Annotated in this window: 1 protein-coding gene; it reads right to left on the bottom strand. The window is 71.1% G+C overall.

Annotation, left to right across the window (positions count from 1 at the left end):
- Window positions 1–18: 18 nt before the first annotated feature.
- Window positions 19–953: IS110 family RNA-guided transposase (locus E0D90_RS25820; RefSeq protein ID WP_130800323.1), on the bottom strand; the 935-nt coding region annotated here is incomplete at its 5' end.

Raw genomic sequence — 953 nt, 5'->3', positions numbered from 1 at the left:
GGGATGCTCCTATGGATGTCAAGCCACTGGAGCAAGGTCGGTTTGAGTGATTTGTGCTCTTGGTGTGGTGGTCAGGGCGCGGTAGACCTCGCGGGCAACGAACCGCTTGAGGCAGCGCATGATGTCCTTCTTGGACAGCCCTTCCTTGGTGCGGCGTTCGACGTAGGCACGGGTGCGCTCGTCGTAGCGCATGCGGACCAGGACGATGGTGTGCAGGGCGTTGTTCGCGGCCCGGTCGCCGCCTCGGTTGAGGCGGTGGCGGTGGGTCCGGCCGGAGGAGGCGGGGATCGGAGCGACTCCGGCCAGATGCGCGAACGCGCCCTCGGACCGCATCCGTTCCGGGTTGTCCCCGGCTGAGGCCAGCAGTTGGCCGGCGGTCTCGGGGCCGACACCGAACAGCTCCAGCAGCGCGGGAGCGGCCTGGCCGACCAGCGGGCCGATCTCGGCGTCCAGCTCGGTGATCTCCTCGTCCATCGCCTGATGGCGGCGGGCGAGCCGGCGTAGTGCCGCCCGGGTCGCCGCCAGCGGGCGTGACAGATCACTACCGGGCCGCAGCCGGGCCAGGGCGCGTATCAGCGCGGCCCGCTCCAGGCCCGCGACCTGCTCGCGCAGCATCGCCGGGGCGGACACCAGCAGGCCGCGGATCTGGTTCATGACCTGGGTGCGGGCCTTGACCGCGCTGCGGCGGGTGATCCGTAGCACCCGCACTGCCTCGACCACACCATCCCGGCTCTTCGGGACGCCGGTGGCACGGCCGGACAGAACGGCTGTCGCGGCGGCGTAGGAGTCGATCGGGTCGGACTTCCCCTTCATCCGCCGGGTCTTGCGGTCCGGGCGGTCCACGTCAACGACCGTAACCCCGACCGCGGTCAGCACCCGGGCGAGCTCGGCCCCGTAGGCACCGGTGCCCTCAACACCCACGGCGGCCAGGGCGCCGTGCGAGCGCATCCAGT

Source organism: Streptomyces otsuchiensis (genome assembly GCF_004305975.1).
Lineage (GTDB): Bacteria > Actinomycetota > Actinomycetes > Streptomycetales > Streptomycetaceae > Streptomyces > Streptomyces otsuchiensis.
This window is presented reverse-complemented; position numbering and strand designations above follow the sequence as displayed.